Genomic DNA, 15,542 nt, shown 5'->3' with positions numbered 1-15,542 from the left:
CCATGAGGTGAATAGCAAACTTTAACAATGGACTACGCTCACATTCCTTGATGCGTCACAGGCTACTTTGGCCACAGACGGCAGGCTTAACTCATCGACATCCAGCCGAGGAAAAGCGTGGCGACACCATAAATTAAACGAGAATGGTTATCAATCAAATTGTTAAAATTTGTAATGTATCGCGTGGAGTTGTAACCGAGGAATTTGCTGAGGTTTGATGTTGCAAGAATCAGCCCTCATCCATTTTTCACCTGGTTTGGATGAGGGCTTGTGGTTGTTACTGGCCGTAATAGGCGCTTTTACCGTGTTTGCGTAAATAGTGTTTATCGAGCAATTGTGGCTGCATACCACTCAATTGTGGGGTTAATTGCGTGGAAAACAGCCCCATGTAGGCGCACTCTTCCAGAACCACCGCGTTATGCACCGCATCTGCTGCGTCTTTCCCCCAGGCAAACGGGCCGTGAGCATTGACCAACACCGCCGGAACCTGCAACGGGTCGATATCCCGCTCAATAAATGTCTGAATAATGACTTCGCCTGTCTGATGCTCGTATTCTCCGGCAATTTCTTCCTGCGTCATCAAGCGCGTACAGGGGATCGTGCCATAGAAATAGTCCGCATGCGTGGTGCCCCAGGCCGGTAAATCACGCCCGGCCTGAGCCCAAATAGTGGCATGACGTGAATGGGTGTGAACAATGCCGCCGATGCCCGGGAAACGGCGGTATAGCGCGAGATGCGTTGCGGTATCCGATGACGGTTTTTTGCAGCCTTCCACCACCGCACCGCTTTGCAAATCCACCACGACCATATCCTCGGCACGCATTCCGTCGTATTCCACGCCCGAAGGTTTAATCACCACCAAACCCTGCTCGCGGTCGATAGCGCTGACATTTCCCCAGGTAAACGTCACCAAATGATGGGCTGGCAGGGCGAGATTCGCCTCCAGCACCTGCTGCTTTAATGGCTCTAACATACGAATCCCCCTTCCTGCATGCGCTCTTCAATCCAGCGTCGCGCCTGAATGATCTCCAGCACGGGCTCTTTCGCTTTCTCCGTCCACATTTCCACCAAAAATGCCCCACGATAATTGAGCTGCTTTAATGTGCGGAACACGCCAACGAAATCGACGCAACCCTCGCCAAAGGGCACATCGCGAAATTGCCCTGCGCTGGTTGCTGTGACTAACTGAGTATCTTTGAGATGAATGGCCGCGATACGGTCAATGCCAAGCGTGAGCTCCGCCGACACGTCATTGCCCCAGGCGCTGAGATTGCCGACATCGGGATAAACGCTGAACCACGGCGACGAAAGCAGGTTGTCCCACTTCTTCCATTTGGTTATCGAATTCATAAATTCGGTATCCATAATTTCGACCGCCAGCATCACTTGCGCACCTGCCGCCTGTTCTACTGCCCACGCCAGCCCTTCCGCAAAACGTTGTTGCGTCCCGTCGTCACGCTCTTCGTAATAGACGTCGTAACCTGCAAGCTGAATGGTGCGGATCCCTAAATCACGGGCCAGCTTAATTGCTTTGCTCATCACCTCACGGGCTCGCTCGCGCACAGTTTCATCGTGGCTACCAAACGGGAAGCGGCGGTGTGCTGAAAGGCACATCGACGGAATAGTGACGCCACTTTCCAGCATCGCTTCCACTAACGAAGCGCGTTGGGTGGTGCTCCACTCCAGACGTGCAAGGCGTTCGTCAGTTTCATCGAGCGACATTTCGACAAAATCAAAACCACAGCTTTTTGCCAGCGCCAGGCGTTCCGGCCAGGAAAGGTGTTTCGGCAGCGCTTTTTCGTAGATACCTAATGGATGGACTCTCATCGTTATGCCCCCCAGATATCACGAATTTGCGTCTGGAAATCTTGTGCCACATGCTGCGGATTTGCAGCACCTGACAGTGCGCGTCCAGCGATAAACGCTTTCACTTTGATATCGCGGAACAGCGGAAGATCCTGCGGTGTGATGCCGCCGGTAATCGAGAGTTCAAGCCCAATATCCGACAGAGTTTTCATGCGCGCTAAATCGGCTTCACCCCAGGTTTGCCCACTGGCTTGTGCATCACGCCCTCGGTGGTAAATTGCCTGGCGGATCCCGGCTTTATGCCAGGCGCGGGCGTCGTCAAAAGTCCAGTTGCCAAACAACTCAATCTGGATCTCCCCTCCCCGCTCCATTGCCACCTGATGTGCTTTTTCAACCGTAGCCAGCGGCGCGGCACAAATGACCGTCATCCAGTTGGCACCCGCATCAAACGCTTGTTTGGCCAGCGTTTCTCCCGCATCAGCCACTTTCCAATCGGCGACGATAATTTTATGTGGGCAGAGTTTTCGTAGCTGGCGCACCGCTTCCAGGCCTTCGGTCAAACACAAAAGCGTTCCCGCTTCGATAATATCGACGCTATCGCGCAACAACAGGGCGTCGCTCAATGCAGGTGGGAGCTCGGTGTAGTCGAGAGCAAGCTGTAACAAAGGACGGCTCATAATGTGGATTCCTTGAGGGGTTTAAGCGATGCGCAGCGAGCGTGGTAGCTCTGCAACGATTCAACAAGTAATTGGTATTTTTGGTATTTTTCCTGGTAAGCCAGCCAGGCTGCGGGATCGGGTTGGATGACGCGCGTAGCGTGAGTGAGTTGCTGCTGCGCCTGCGCAAAACTGGCGAACTCCCCCGTACCGACCAACGCGGCCAGTGCCGCCCCCAGACAACCGGTTTCTTCAACCTGCGGCAGCTCTACGGGCAGGCCGCTGACATCCGCCAGCATTTGCATCCAGACGTCAGAATGAGCCGGGCCACCGGTCACGCGCAGCGTTTTGGCAGTATGAAAACGTTCACGCATCCGGTTGAGGTGCGTCATATGGCTGAATACCACACCTTCATATACCGCCTGAAGCAAATGCCCGCGATGGTGCGAGGACTGCAAACCATAAAAACCGCTGGTCATCTCAAGCCCTGCGTTGCTGCCGTACAAAAAGGGAAGAAACATCACGGCGCTACCCGCTTTGGGGAGGGCTGTAACCGCACTGTTGATTTCGTCAAAACTCAGATTTCCACACTGCGCAGTCAGCCATTCGAGGTTGGCTGACGAGGTTGGGCTGGCTTCGTGAACAATAAACTGACCGGGGGAGACAAAACGCCCGTAAACATGAGGATGGGATTCTTGCTGGCTTATGCCATTGGCAATACCGCTGGTAACCGCCCAGGTTCCCATCACTGCGTTAAGTGCGGTTTCATCATGCAGACCGGCACAAAGTGCGGTAGAAACCACATCGAACAAGCCGCCGACAACGGGAGTCCCCGCCGCCAGACCGGTTAAGGCGGCAACATCCGATGTGATTTCCCCGCAAAGTTGACTCGACCCTACCACTGGCGGTAGCGCCGGAAAAACTTCATCGATACCCAACCATGACAGGAGCTGCGGGTCATATTCTCCCGTGTTCATGTTGTAGAAATTGGACTCAGAAATATTGCTCTCTTCACATCCCTTCACGCCCGTCAGACACCAGCGCAGATAGTCATGGGCCATCATCACGGTGCCAATTTGTTGATAACGTTCCGGTTGATGCTGTTTTACCCAGCGCAGCAACGAAACGGGATGCCCTGTCCATAGCGTCTGGAGTGTGTGTGGGTAAAGCTGTTCAGGAATACGATCCCGCTGCCAGTCGCTGACGATATTCAGCGCCCGACGATCGGAGGAAAGCATCGCACGCCCTAACGGACGATCATTTTTATCAAGTAAAAACAGCCCCTTACCCTGAGCCGAAATGCCAATACCTTTGATCTGTTCGCCACCGATCCCACAGCGCTTGAGCAATGTGGCAATCGTGTCGGCACAACATTGCCACAGCGCGTGCATGTCGCGTTCTGCCCAGCCGGGTTGCTCGCAGAGAGTCGCTAAAGCCTGACGATGGATGGCATATTCCCGGCCCTGCTGGTCGTACAACCCTGCTTTGAGATAGGTCCCTCCGCAGTCGATGCCCAGCCAGAATAGTTGTTTCATTGTTTTTCTCTTTTCAGTGCAAACCTGCCGGTGGAAGACGCTAACGCTTATTCCCTGACAAGAACGACCCCATTCCCGGTCAGATAAGCGAAGCGTCATCAGATAAAAACTCAGTGTGCGGTGCGGGTTAGCGGTGCATCAGGTTCAGCCAGGTTAATGCTGTTCGGAGCATCACATTTCGCAGGCAACAACAGCGCCAGCAGCGAAGCTATCGCCAGTGAAATCGCCAGGCAGTAAACACCCGCATCTTTGCTGTAGAAGGTAATCAATACACCGACGGCATAAGGTCCGCAGAACCCACCAAGATTGCCCAGCGCGTTGATTACGCCTCGCGCACCACCCGCCATTTCTGCGCTAAACAGACGTGCGGGGATCGTCCAGAACACCCCAGCAGCAGACTGTAAAAACACACCGCAACCGACCAGCGCCGCATAGGAGAGCCAAATGTGTTCTTTGAGCACAACAGACATGAACATGCACAGTGCGAAGCCCATCAGCGGCAGCGCGACAAACAGTTTGCGTTTACCGGTACGGTCAGAAAGTGAGGAGAACAGGAACATGCCGCCCATCGCCCCGACATACGGCAGAATGGCTAACATCCCCACCTGCCCCATGGTGCTATGTGTTAACTCTTTGAGAATGGTCGGCAACCACAGGGTGTAGCCGTAAATCCCGGTCTGATAGAAGAAATTGAGTGCGATGAGTTGCCACATGGTTCTGTCTGAAAGCACGGTACGTAACGAAGCATTTTTGACGGCGGTCGTGGCGAGTTGCTTTTGCTCAGCACTGAGCGTGGCAATCAGCCATTTTTTCTCTCTTTCATCTATCCAGCGTGCTTCTTGTGGGCGGTCACAGACCGTCAGCGACCACAGCACTAATACGACAGCTGAAAGCAAACCTTCGATAATGAACAGCCAGCGCCAGTCCATTGCCGAGATAATCCAGCCGGAAAGCGGTGCAGTGATAATCCCGGCGATCGGCACAAACATGATAACAATGGCATTAGCACGCCCACGTTCAGCGTCCGGGAACCAGTTGCTGATCATTGTCAGCACCACAGGCAGCATCCCCCCTTCAGCAACACCTAACGCGAAGCGTAAAAACAGCAACTGGTACTGGTTTGTAATTAATCCTGTAAGAATCGAAATAATGACCCAGGCCACCAGCGACCAGCCAATAAACTTTTTGCCGCTACCGTGAACGGCAATTTTCCCGCCGGGCACCTGCAAAAATAAATAACCGATGAAAAAGATACCGCCAGCAAGCCCCGCCATAGTGGCAGAAATACCTAAATCACTGTCCATTCCTCCCGGCATAGCAAAGGCAATATTCACCCTATCCATGTAAGAAATAATACAAGTAATTAAGATTGGCGGAATAATCCTTAGCCAACGCTGGCGCGGGATGTCATTTTTTTGGGTAACAGAGTGAGTATTCATAATTTATTCTCGATTAAAATAAACAGAACCTGGCACGCCTTTCCATACAGGAAAAGAATGATTTTTACATCTGCGAATAATGACTTTTATTATTATGTTAACGTGCTATTTAATGCAGAGCGCAATGCCGCGACACCCTCTTTTAAAATAGCCACACGGTGTTCCACGGAAGCCATTGGATTTATTTCCAGTAGTTTAATACCGATAAAACTCAATGATGCAGGCGAAATACCTTTCAGCATGTCTCTGGCACGTTCCACTGTTAATAGACTATCAATGCAACCCGCTTCGCTGCCAGTAAATGGGGCGAAAGGGGCATGCGAATCCTGCCATTCACCGTACTCACCATGAGGTGCAGTGCCTGAAAACATCAGCGCGGAAAGCTTCCCGGCTTGCTGGCACTGTTTCGCGTGAGCCAGTGGGAGTGTTGTGTTGCGGCCTTCAATGGCGGAGCGGGCCCAGTTGATGCACATTCCCACATTTCGGTCAGTGATTGCTTTGAGCTCTTCTTCCAGCGGGAGAAAACCCTTGCGTGCTGCTGGTTGTGTCATGGCATCGCAATGTTCAACAACCAATTCGCACGACCAATCCCAACTTTGCAGTTCAGCAAGCGATCGTGCGAAACACTCAGCCATAGACGAAACATCGGTTTCACCCACAAGTGGCGCGGCCTGCAATTCCAGTGCGATCACCTTTTGTTTACCGAAGCGATCGTTAGTACGGTTAATTTTTTCCCATATATGGCGATAGTAATCCACGCAACTTTTACGCTGTGCTTCATCGCTCGATGCCAGGCCAAATCCGCCATTTGTACCGCGTCGCCGCATCGTTTCCATAATGGCGGTAACGACGATTTGCCAGTCATCCGGCGTATGTTTAAACAGATATTCATCGCCATAAGGATGTAAATTCTCAAGGCAAGGTTGCTCAAGACCGCGAATCCCCGGGACATCCGCTAATGTCCGCCAGAATAGCGTTTCTTGTTCTTCTCCTTGTTGGTGAAACGAAGGTGCGCAAGGATACGCGCCAATAATAAAACCGGCGTTGTTCTCTTTCATTGTGTGTCCTTTATCCTTTTTATATACAGAGCAACTTCTATATGCAGCCAGGTGGCAATCAGATGAATGAGAGCAGCCAATACCCCTGCATATAGAAGAGCGATGTGTATATTTAATTCAGTTCCGTTAACGCCACCTTAACAACAACTTTTCTTATTGGCGTTTCTTTATTTTTATTACAGGCTGGGCGGTGGACATCCTTCGGGAAAAATACGGCATAACTTCCCGGCACCATGGTTAAAAAAGATTCATTTTCCATTTGCTGATAAAAAGTAATATCGCGCTGTTCTTGATAGGGTATTGAAATAACATTCTGGACATTATCTGCCGCGACACCAATTATCTCTTCACCCCATGCCAGAAACTGAATATCAATATAACGACGATGTACTTCTGGAGAATTTTCGTGAGCCGGGCGGGTTGTTAAATCCAACACCTGCGCGTAAATATCACGGCCTTTTATTTCAATCACTCCCGGCTGAACGGTCCTAAAATCAGTCGTGCGCAAAAAGTCCAGTGCCTGTGTAATAGCCGCCGGGAAAACACATGGATTTTGATCCGCGATATGCCCAAAAATCATGGTATTTCTCCGCTATAGCGCCTGAATTCTTGCCCATACGCTGTCGTCAATGGTGATACCATTTTGGCGGTTTTCAGCCAGCAACCGGGTAAACTCATGGCCTGGCAGGCGCACCGCTTCGTCGGGATTTGCACGTTCGGCACTAACGACATAATCAACAATACGCTGCAATTTGGCGTCTCGTGTTGGACCGTCGATGAGCTTATCAACTTCAATGGCAATAAAGACCTGCGAGATGCCGTACTCATCGCTATTATCTTCCGTGACTTCAGCCACGGACGCACCGTTAGAAAGCAGCGTCGCAATCATATCCAGCACAATCGACAGCCCTGATCCTTTCCAGTAGCCCATTGGCAAAATACGTCGGTTCTTCTCAACAATACCCGGCTCACGCGTGAGATTGCCTTCATCATCAAAGCCGCCATCGACCGGAAGCTGACGCCCCGCCAGACGGTTCACTTCAAGCATTCCGTAAGAGAACATCGACATCGACATATCAACCATAGTGATAGGTTTGCCTGGAATGGCCACAATCAGCGGGTTCGTCCCGATGCGACACTCTTTGGCACCCCACGGTGGCATCACCGCAATCGAGTTAGTCCAGCAAATACCGATGTAGCCCTGCTCTGCCGCCTGCCAACCGTAGCTTCCGCCACGCATCCAGTGGTTCGCATTACGCAGCGCCACAAGGCCAATGCCATGATCCGAAGCCAGCGAAATCGCGCGATCCATCATCTTTTTCGCGGTCAGGTTGCCGATTGAGCGATGAGCATCCCACTGCTCAATTGCGCCCAGGCGAGTGACGCACGTTGGTTGGGCATCAGGAATAATGTCGCCCGCTTCCAGTTGCTGGATGAACCGAGGGAAACGGTTTACGCCATGTGAATACACGCCAGATTCGGTTGTTTGGGCAAACATCTGTGCGCAGTCACTCGCCGTTTCTGCGGCTACGCCACGTGCAAGCAATACTCTTTCGAACTCTTTCTTCAACTGCTCAAAGGTCACTTTCATGCCTGACTCCTGGTTTACTCACGGCTGATGTGAGTGAATTTAGAACCTTAAATTTCACTATGCGAAATCTGATTTCAAAAATATACAGTTCAATTTTTAACAAGTCAAAGCATGGGCATTTTTTAAAAATCATTTAAATCAATGTGTTAATATTTGTCTGTTGAGATCGTGAACTAAGCCACACTTTGCGCTACCATCAGAGCGCGGTGACATTTAGGGAAATGAGAGATGAGCGATAAAGAAAGTGATGTGACCAAAGAAAAGGACAGACCGGCTGGCAGCCAGAGTTTATTCCGAGGGCTGCAGCTCATTGAGATCCTCAGTAATTACCCCAACGGTTGCCCGCTGGCGCATTTATCTGAGTTGGCAGAATTGAATAAAAGCACCGTGCACCGCCTGTTACAGGGGTTACAGTCCTGCGGATACGTGACACCAGCGCCCGCAGCGGGGAGCTATCGCCTGACGACCAAGTTTATCTCGGTTGGGCAAAAAGCACTTTCGTCGTTAAATATCATTCACGTCGCAGCTCCGCATCTGGAAACGCTGAATATCGTCACCGGCGAGACGGTAAACTTTTCCAGTCGCGAAGACGATCATGCCATTCTGATCTATAAGCTCGAGCCCACCACGGGAATGCTGCGTACCAGAGCCTATATCGGCCAGCATATGCCGCTGTACTGCTCGGCAATGGGGAAAATTTATATGGCCTTTGGCCACCCAGAGTATGTCGAGCAATATTGGGAGAGCCATCAGCAGGAGATCCAGCCTTTAACCCGCAATACCATCACCAGCGTTGAGCAGATGTATCAGGAGTTAGAGCAGATCCGCGAGCAGAAAATGGCGATGGACCGGGAAGAGAACGAGTTGGGCGTTTCATGTATTGCGGTGCCGGTGTTTGATATTCACCATCGCGTGAGTTATTCGATTTCGATTTCGCTTTCAACGGCCAAGTTGCGCCAGGTGGGAGAGAAGAAGTTGTTGAAGCCGTTACAGGAAACCGCTGCCGCTATTTCGCGGGAATTGGGATTGAACGGTTAAAATGAGCACTAAATATATACTCTAAATAATTCGAGTTGCAGGAAGGCGGCAAAGGAGTGAATCCCCAGGAGCTTACTAAAGTAAGTGACTGGGGTGAGCAAGTGCAGCCAACGCACATGCAACTTGAAGTATGACGAGTATAAAAAAGGGCGCGATAATCGCGCCCTTTTCAATCTTACTTTTTAAACGTTTTTGGGAACGTCATTTCGCTGTATTTCACGAAACGAGAACCTTTAGTTATCTTGTAGCCGAACCAAATCGCCAGGAACAATGGAATACCGATGTAGGTTGCGGTTACGCCAGCCCAGTCAATTCTATCGGCCAGGAAGGCTTCGTAGTTCTGACCCAGTGTGATAATCAGGCACAGAATGAAGGCAAAGATTGGGCCCACAGGGAAGAAGCCTGAAACGTATGGCAAATCGTTGAGATCAAGCCCTTGTTTCACATAGCCACGACGGAAGCGGTAGTGGCTAATCGCAATACCTAACCACGCGATGAAGCCCGTCATACCGGAGGTGTTCAGCAGCCACAGGTAAACGGTCTGGTTGCCATACATCGATGTCAGGAAGCACAAACCCGCAACGACTGTTGTCGCAATCAGCGCATAACGCGGCACGCCGCCCACAGACAGCTTAGAGAAAATGCGTGGTGCTTTGCCATCACAGGCCAGGGTGTAAAGCATACGTGTTGATGCGTACATCCCGGAGTTACCCGCAGACAGTACCGCAGTCAGGATTACGGCGTTCATAACAGCCGCCGCAGACAGCAGACCTGCGTGCTCAAATACCAGGGTGAACGGGCTTACGCCGATGTCTTTCACATCATTACGCAGCAAGCTCGGATCGGTATACGGAATGATCAGGCTGATAATCAGAATCGCGAACACATAGAACAGCAGGATACGCCAGAACACCTGACGCACAGCACGTGGAATGTTCTTACCTGGATCTTCCGATTCACCCGCAGCAACACCGATAAGCTCAGTCCCCTGGAAGGAGAAGCCGACTATCATCGCCACGCCTATCATGGCGGAGAATCCACCAGCGAAGGGTGCATCACCAATCGTCCAGTTGCTCCAGCCCGCAGGTTGCGCACCTTTGAAGATACCCATAATCATCATCACGCCGACAATGATAAAGATGATAACCGTCGTCACTTTAATCAGTGAGAACCAGTATTCTGCTTCACCAAAGCCTTTAACGGAGATGTAGTTCAGCAGGAACATGATGCCGAGGAACAACGCACTCCAAATCCAGCCTGGGGTATCAGGGAACCAGTAGTTCATCACCAACTGTGCGGCGACGAGGTCAACTGCGATAGTGACCGCCCAGTTGTACCAGTAGTTCCAGCCCAGCGCGAAGCCAAAGCCTTCTTCAACGTATTGTTGCCCGTAGGTGGCAAAAGAACCAGAAACCGGCATGTATGCCGCAAGCTCACCCAGGCTTGTCATCAGGAAGTACACCATCAGACCAATCAGCATATAGGAGAGTAGCGCACCGCCAGGGCCCGCCTGAGAAATGGTTGCACCAGAGGCAACAAATAGCCCGGTTCCGATGGATCCGCCAATGGCGATCATCGTTAGGTGGCGCGCTTTTAGCTCACGTCGTAAGCCAGGCGCTTGTGTTGTTTTATCTTGAGAAACCATAGAAAATTGCGGTCCTTCCAAAAAATGAGGCGAGATTGTAGCAAAACAGTCTTATACATATAGTAGAAATACGAAAATATAAGAGAGCTTCATGATCGGGGAAGAATTATAAGTAAGGCACTTATGATAGAGGGAACTGGCGGGAGTGGGTAAATCTGCCGTGATGTGCGGGAATCCTTTCCCCACGCGGTCTGGTAGGATCTGCTACTTAAAATCCACCTTCATTAATTCAGGGATACTGAAATCGCGGGTCGTCTCGACACAGCGACTAATGTAGTCAACAAAACGCGGCGGCGGCGACATGCCCAAATCCAGCAGTTTTTTATTCGAAAAACGCACATTTAGCATGGAGAATTCACCGTACAAACGCATCGCTCTGAGCATCAGGCGTTCGTTGCACGGGCCATAAATCTCTTTGAAATTTCTACGATTCCTCACCAACTCGCTGTAATCAACCTGCTGATAAGTTGCATAAATGGGGTTTTGATTCAATGCAGATGCCATCGCTCGGTCTATTTCAACAAACTGGGTACTCCCGGCGTCTCCAGCGGAAATGTGGTAGACCTTTTCGGTCAGTTCAGAACGCCTGGCGAGTAGCAGAAGAGCTTCAGCGCAATAATCGACCGGAATAACATCAATCTTATCTTCCATCGAGCACATGAATTTCCCGAGCATTAACGCCATTCGGAAGACCCAAAAAATACTGCTCGACGGGCGACACCCTTCTTCGCTGTGTCCGACCACAATCGATGGGCGTGCAATCACCAATGGCAGTTGCGGGCAGTGCTCCATCATTAATTGCTCAATGGTGGATTTAGACCAGGTGTATTGCACTAAATGTTCTTCTTCCGGTTTGCGCGCCATGCTCTCAGTAACTAAGGTTCCGGCTTCTGGTACGCAAGACATGGCGGTTCCCACATGTACAAAACGCACTAAACCAGAAACATCAGCCATACGTTTTACAAACTTCAGTGTCCCTTCAACATTCACTTTCCAGATTAACGCATTATCACCAAATGACGCGACGGCGGCCGAGTTAATCACATGAGTCACAGAGGAAAGTCTTTCGTCATTCAAAAAGTTTTCTGAATATGCCAGGTCTCCCAGTAATATATTATTTTCATTAATTTTAGAGAGTAATACTTCACTACAACCAAAGTTAGCCAGATTATTTTTGATTCGAGCGACACCTTCATTAGCGCTGTCTGCTCTTACTAGCAGCAAAATTGATTCAATAGAGGCATCAGAAAGCGCCCGCGCTAACACAGCACCGCCCAGAAAGCCTGTTGCACCGGTAATCAGTAGTTTGCTCATTAGAAATACTCTGAATTTAAAAATGCCATATTAAGGGGCGATTTTTAAACACCGCATCAATAAGCCAGACAGAAAGAAGGAATGATGATTATTATTTGAGGTTAATTGCATTTCGCGAAAATAATAGAAAAATAAATTAACATCCGTTTAGAGACGGTATATTGAGTTTATTTATCATTAATACTATGCGTAACCCAATGGGCAACATTAAATTAACGAATTAAATATAATGTCTTCCCGATTATTAAATTCGTTGTTCGACAGCCAGGCGTTGATACGGCCTGAAGGGAAACAATCACGTCTGGAAACCCAGCACCACTGCTGCGTGTTGGGCTTCCAGCAAACATGGACCTTACTCGTCGCAATACTTTAAAAAGCGCTGCAATGCGTTTGAAATATGCTTCTGCCGATGATGAATGCGGTACAGAGTCCTCACCAGCCGTGGCAATGGCACAGGCACTTCCACCAGCGACCCCGCTTCTAACTGTTCTTCAATCACTCGGCGTGACAAGCAGCTAATGCCCAGACCATGACGCACTGCGTGTTTAATCGCTTCCGAATTACCTAACTCCATGCAGAGCTGGAACTGCGGCAAATGCGAAAGCAGCAAGTAGTCAACAATTTCTCGGGTACCGGAGCCTTTTTCACGCAGGATCCACGGCTGTTCTGCCAGGATTTCCAGGGTAATCGGCTGTTGCAAGAAAGGTGCGCTCGGCGGTGCAAAGACAACCAGCTCGTCTTCAAGCCAGGGTTCTGTGACCAATTCGGTCATATGGCTTGGCCCTTCAATCAGGCCGATATCGACACGGAAATCCGCCACCGCGTTTATCACATCCTGACTATTGCCGACGCTCATTTCCAGGGGGAGTGTCGGGAAATCGCGGCGATAATGGGCAATCATTTCCGGCAGAATATAGTTACCAATGGTGCTACTGGCGAAAACGCGAATGGCGCCGTTATCTTCTTTAAAAAGCTGTTCGACTTCCGCAGCCTGCTCCAGCAAACCCACGACGCGTGGATACAACAAGCGGCCATGTTCGTTGACCACCAGTCGCTTACCGACGCGGTCGAACAACTGCACCCCCAATTGCCCTTCGAGATCGGACAGTGCGGCACTCACCGCTGATTGCGACAGCGACAGCATCTGTGATGCCTGGGTAGTGGAGCCGCTTTTGAGGACTTCGGCAAAAACTTCAAGCTGCCGCAGTGTGATATGCATGGTGGTTACGCCTTAACACTTATTCAGATTGGTTATAAATATATAATCAATTTTATTTTTAAACCAGCAGCCCTTATTCTTTTGCCAATAAAGCCAAAATAATTCGAGTTGCAGGAAGGCGGCAAGCGCGAGAAACACGATGAGCTTACGCCGGTAAGTGATTCGGGTGAACGCGTGCAGCCAACGCACTTGCGGCTTGAAGTATGACGGCTACACAAAGGAGAAGGTTATGGCTACGTTATCAATTCCCACTCATCGACATTCATTGTGGCATTTTCTGCCAGGCCTTGCGCTGGCGGGAAGCATTACTGCACTGGCTCTGTGGTTGGGTAACATTCCTTCCGTTGCCGGCCTTGGGCTGGGAGCATTGACGCTCGCCATTCTGTGCGGGATGGTTATCGGCAATACGCTATACCCGAAAATCTGGCAGCACTGTGATGGCGGCGTGCTGTTTGCCAAGCAACACTTATTGCGTCTTGGCATTATTCTTTATGGTTTTCGACTGACGTTTTCGCAAATTGCAGATGTCGGTGTCAGCGGCGTCATTATCGACGTTCTGACATTAAGCAGCACCTTTGCCCTCGCCTGCTGGCTGGGTCAGAAAGTATTTGGTCTGGATAAACAGACCAGTTGGTTAATTGGTGCGGGTAGCAGTATTTGTGGGGCAGCTGCAATTCTGGCGACGGAACCGGTTGTCAAAGCTGAAGCCAGCAAAGTGACCGTGGCCGTCGCAACGGTGGTGATTTTCGGTACGCTGGCTATCTTCATTTATCCGATGATGTATCCGTATGTCGCGCAGTGGTTCACACCGGAAACGTTTGGGATTTATACCGGTTCGACCATGCATGAAGTGGCGCAAGTCGTGGCTGCTGGGCATGCCATTAGCCCTGAGACTGAAAATGCTGCGGTGATTGCGAAAATGCTGCGCGTCATGATGCTGGCACCGTTCCTGATTTTCCTGGCAGCACGCGTTAAACAGATGGCTCCTGCGGGTCAGGCACAGAAAAGCAAAATTACGATCCCATGGTTTGCCGTGCTGTTCATTGTTGTAGCGATGTTTAACTCGTTGCACCTGCTGCCAACCTGGGCGGTTAATGGTCTGATAACCCTGGATACTTTCTTGTTAGCCATGGCGATGGCGGCGCTGGGTTTAACGACTCACATCAGCGCGCTGAAAAAAGCCGGTGTGCGTCCACTGTTGATGGCTCTGGTGCTGTTTATCTGGCTTATCGTCGGTGGTGGCGCGATTAACCTCGGCATACATCATTTAATGGCCTGATATTTACTGTCTAACCCGCTATCATTGACGGTTTCCCGGTAGCGGGTTACGACAGGAGAAGAATGATGAAGTTTATTGGCGCACACGTCAGTGCCGCTGGTGGTCTGGAAAATGCTGCGATTCGCGCGCATGAGCTTGAAGCCACTGCTTTTGCCCTGTTCACCAAAAACCAACGCCAGTGGCGCGCCGCGCCGCTGAGTGACGAAGTTATCAGTCAATTCAAACGTGCCTGTGAAAAGTACAATTACGGTCCAGGCCAAATCCTTCCACACGATAGCTACCTGATTAACCTCGGTCATCCCGTCGAAGAAGCGCTGGAAAAATCCCGCGAAGCCTTTATTGATGAGCTGGAACGCTGCATGAAGCTGGGGTTATCCCTGCTGAACTTCCATCCTGGCAGCCACCTGATGCAAATCCCTGAAGAAGAGTGCCTGGCGCGTATCGCGCAGTCGATAAACATTGCACTGGATAAGACTGAAGGCGTGACGGCGGTGATTGAAAACACTGCGGGCCAGGGCAGTAATCTCGGTTTCCGCTTTGAGCATTTGGCAGCGATCATTGAGGGTGTAGAAGATAAATCCCGCGTCGGCGTTTGTATCGATACCTGCCACGCCTTTGCTGCGGGATACGATCTGCGTACTGAAGCCGATTGCGAAAAGACCTTTGCTGAATTCGACCGTATTGTTGGATTTAAATATTTGCGCGGTATGCACCTGAATGACGCGAAAAGTGCCTTTGGGAGTCGTGTCGACCGCCATAACAGCCTGGGAGAGGGCAATATCGGCCATACGCCGTTTGCCTGGATTATGCGCGATAATCGCTTTGACGGGATCCCAATGATTCTGGAAACAACTAACCCGGATATTTGGGCCGAAGAGATTGCCTGGCTAAAAGCTCAGCAACATGAAGAAGCCACGGCTTAAACAAAAAAAAGCTCCCTGCAATGCAGGGAGCTTAGCGTA

The 15,542-nt window shown here is 50.6% G+C and carries 15 protein-coding genes; 4 read left to right on the top strand and 11 right to left on the bottom strand.

Features of this window, described 5'->3' with window-relative positions; translation table 11 throughout:
• Nucleotides 1-277 precede the first annotated feature (277 nt).
• The 8 genes from araD to yiaK all read right to left on the bottom strand — a co-directional run bounded on the left by araD (nucleotide 278) and on the right by yiaK (nucleotide 8,085).
• Complete coding sequence (araD, locus tag RHD99_RS07455) at nucleotides 278-973, bottom strand: L-ribulose-5-phosphate 4-epimerase (protein ID WP_309878179.1); 696 nt, start codon at nucleotides 971-973, stop codon at nucleotides 278-280.
• Nucleotides 967-1,827, bottom strand: coding sequence for an L-ribulose-5-phosphate 3-epimerase (locus RHD99_RS07450; RefSeq protein ID WP_309878178.1), 861 nt, complete (start codon nucleotides 1,825-1,827; stop codon nucleotides 967-969). The genes araD and RHD99_RS07450 overlap by 7 nt, the downstream gene beginning before the upstream one ends.
• 2 nt (nucleotides 1,828-1,829) lie before the next feature.
• Entirely contained in the window at nucleotides 1,830-2,483 is a 654-nt protein-coding gene (ulaD, locus tag RHD99_RS07445) for a 3-keto-L-gulonate-6-phosphate decarboxylase UlaD (protein WP_309878176.1), read from the bottom strand.
• Nucleotides 2,480-3,997 carry an FGGY-family carbohydrate kinase gene (locus RHD99_RS07440; RefSeq protein ID WP_309878175.1) on the bottom strand — a complete coding sequence of 506 codons (1,518 nt, stop codon included), beginning with the start codon at nucleotides 3,995-3,997 and terminating at the stop codon, nucleotides 2,480-2,482. Before RHD99_RS07440 ends, ulaD begins: the two co-directional genes overlap by 4 nt.
• 110 nt (nucleotides 3,998-4,107) lie before the next feature.
• Nucleotides 4,108-5,436, bottom strand: coding sequence for an MFS transporter (locus RHD99_RS07435; protein ID WP_183269934.1), 1,329 nt, complete (start codon nucleotides 5,434-5,436; stop codon nucleotides 4,108-4,110).
• A gap of 92 nt (nucleotides 5,437-5,528) precedes the next feature.
• Nucleotides 5,529-6,494: a DUF4862 family protein gene (locus RHD99_RS07430; protein ID WP_309878173.1), complete on the bottom strand. Its 966-nt coding sequence runs from the start codon at nucleotides 6,492-6,494 to the stop codon at nucleotides 5,529-5,531.
• Nucleotides 6,495-6,606: 112 nt separating this feature from the next.
• Nucleotides 6,607-7,074 carry a NanQ anomerase/TabA/YiaL family protein gene (locus RHD99_RS07425; protein WP_183269936.1) on the bottom strand — a complete coding sequence of 156 codons (468 nt, stop codon included), beginning with the start codon at nucleotides 7,072-7,074 and terminating at the stop codon, nucleotides 6,607-6,609.
• Between the two features lie 12 nt (nucleotides 7,075-7,086).
• On the bottom strand, nucleotides 7,087-8,085 hold the full coding sequence (yiaK, locus tag RHD99_RS07420; protein WP_309878171.1) for a 3-dehydro-L-gulonate 2-dehydrogenase: 999 nt from the start codon (nucleotides 8,083-8,085) through the stop codon (nucleotides 7,087-7,089).
• 228 nt (nucleotides 8,086-8,313) lie between these two features.
• On the opposite strand from yiaK, the gene RHD99_RS07415 reads away from it, so the two are divergent.
• A complete protein-coding gene (locus RHD99_RS07415; protein ID WP_309878169.1) occupies nucleotides 8,314-9,123 on the top strand; it encodes an IclR family transcriptional regulator in 810 nt (269 codons plus the stop codon).
• Between the two features lie 175 nt (nucleotides 9,124-9,298).
• On the opposite strand, the gene RHD99_RS07410 is transcribed toward RHD99_RS07415, so the two are convergent.
• Complete coding sequence (locus RHD99_RS07410) at nucleotides 9,299-10,768, bottom strand: amino acid permease (RefSeq protein ID WP_183269939.1); 1,470 nt, start codon at nucleotides 10,766-10,768, stop codon at nucleotides 9,299-9,301.
• A gap of 204 nt (nucleotides 10,769-10,972) precedes the next feature.
• Complete coding sequence (locus tag RHD99_RS07405; RefSeq protein WP_309878167.1) at nucleotides 10,973-12,082, bottom strand: SDR family oxidoreductase; 1,110 nt, start codon at nucleotides 12,080-12,082, stop codon at nucleotides 10,973-10,975.
• Between the two features lie 229 nt (nucleotides 12,083-12,311).
• Between RHD99_RS07405 and RHD99_RS07400 the strand changes: the two genes are divergently transcribed.
• Entirely contained in the window at nucleotides 12,312-12,455 is a 144-nt protein-coding gene (locus tag RHD99_RS07400) for a hypothetical protein (RefSeq protein WP_309878166.1), read from the top strand.
• Here the strand turns inward: RHD99_RS07400 and yieE are convergent.
• Entirely contained in the window at nucleotides 12,435-13,301 is an 867-nt protein-coding gene (gene yieE, locus RHD99_RS07395; RefSeq protein ID WP_183269941.1) for a DNA-binding transcriptional regulator YeiE, read from the bottom strand. The genes RHD99_RS07400 and yieE overlap by 21 nt on opposite strands.
• A 229-nt stretch (nucleotides 13,302-13,530) precedes the next feature.
• On the opposite strand from yieE, the gene RHD99_RS07390 reads away from it, so the two are divergent.
• Complete coding sequence (locus RHD99_RS07390) at nucleotides 13,531-14,580, top strand: YeiH family protein (RefSeq protein ID WP_309878164.1); 1,050 nt, start codon at nucleotides 13,531-13,533, stop codon at nucleotides 14,578-14,580.
• 65 nt (nucleotides 14,581-14,645) lie between these two features.
• Nucleotides 14,646-15,503, top strand: coding sequence for a deoxyribonuclease IV (nfo, locus tag RHD99_RS07385; protein ID WP_309879100.1), 858 nt, complete (start codon nucleotides 14,646-14,648; stop codon nucleotides 15,501-15,503).
• Nucleotides 15,504-15,542: the final 39 nt, after the last annotated feature.

The sequence above is a fragment of the Buttiauxella selenatireducens genome (assembly GCF_031432975.1).
GTDB lineage: Bacteria > Pseudomonadota > Gammaproteobacteria > Enterobacterales > Enterobacteriaceae > Buttiauxella > Buttiauxella selenatireducens.
Note: the sequence above shows the minus strand (reverse complement) of the source record. Positions and strands in the feature narration are given on the sequence as shown.